The organism is Nostoc sp. CALU 1950, assembly GCF_051172895.1.
Classification (GTDB): domain Bacteria; phylum Cyanobacteriota; class Cyanobacteriia; order Cyanobacteriales; family Nostocaceae; genus Nostoc; species Nostoc edaphicum_A.
Genome location: NZ_JBDNJQ010000373.1, coordinates 1 through 1,316, shown reverse-complemented (window position 1 = coordinate 1,316; position 1,316 = coordinate 1). Strand labels below are relative to the sequence as shown.

General features: G+C 42.0%; 1 protein-coding gene. It reads right to left on the bottom strand.

Annotated elements, in window-relative coordinates; all coding sequences use genetic code 11:
* Window positions 1-19 precede the first annotated feature (19 nt).
* Window positions 20-1,228: an ISAs1 family transposase gene (locus ABF638_RS37975; RefSeq protein ID WP_435027883.1), complete on the bottom strand. Its 1,209-nt coding sequence runs from the start codon at window positions 1,226-1,228 to the stop codon at window positions 20-22.
* Between the last annotated feature and the right edge of the window lie 88 nt (window positions 1,229-1,316).

Here is a 1,316-nt window from a genome sequence, read left to right as displayed (position 1 = left end):
CAGGGTAAGAGCATCTCAATTAGGCTTGACATAAGGGCTGAGAGGAATCTAATGTAGAGTCAATGAAACCGGAACTGAGAACCCGAATCATGTAATCGTTATCCATACCAGTCCGTTTCATTTTTTGTCGGAGACTACGTTTGTAAGTTTGTTCACGATTGAGGGCATTGAGAGCAATGCGTCGTAAAAGAGCAAAATTCCGGGGACTATGGAAAGAGCGAATGCGGCAAGCATCTTCACCGAAAGTACAATCAAGTGTCCAATGAGCCTGATTTTCAATACCCCAATGTTTGCGGATAGCTCGACCTAAAAGTTGAGCATCACTGTGTAAAGAAGTTAGATAAAATTGAACCTCACGAGTAGTTTTGTTCCAAAGACGACGCTCCCGAACAACCATAACCAAACTTTGGAGTCCAGCCCAGATTCGGGGTTGGTAAAGTTCACCAAGTGCAGAAACTGGAACAGACCAAACTTGACGGATTTCTGTGCGATGATGTCCTTTTTCAATCCGTTGGTCATAACTAAGATCAATACCTTGAAAATTTTGTGCAGATGCTGTTTCAAACCATTGTTCTACTTGATGATACAGAGTGGGGTGATTAGCCTTGAGTGCCAGAACGTAATCTGCTTTTTTGTCGATAATCTTCTTGGCAATCTCGGTTTGAGTCCCCATTGCATCAATGGTGATGATAGAGCCTGTAATATCTAGTAACTCTAATAATCCGGGAATAGCTGTAATCTCATTCGATTTATCTTCCACTTTCATCTGTGCTAATACCAAACTTTGTTCACTTGCCCAGGCACTAATCAGGTGCAACGCTGATTTATCTTGATTTCGGTCGTAAGAACCCCTAATAGTTTTTCCGTCTATGGGAATTATCTCCCCTCCCATCTTTGTCACCAGGGTTTCTATCCATCTCAAGAAACAACGATTCAATTCTTCTGGGTTAATAAACTCAAATACCCGTCGGAAGGTGTCATCCGATAGCGAAGCGGTAGCGAGTCTTCGAGCGTCGGGTATTCCGTTTGGTAATACTAAAAACTCTTCTAACCATTTTTGCTTACTGATACCGTAATTCTCTATGTCTTCCCATCCTTGCGCTCCAGCTATCACAGCTAGAATCGCAATCAGCAAAATATCTGTGAGTTGATGTTTCTTTGTTCGCTCTACTCTTGGGTCTTTGATCTGTCCAAAATTCTCCAATAAACTCTGTTGTATAGCTTCAATGGATGCTACTTCTTTAGGCTTTGGCTGATGACGATTACTTTTCTTGGCTGTAGCCGCAACTGTTTTAAATCCTTCTCTACTAGACGCT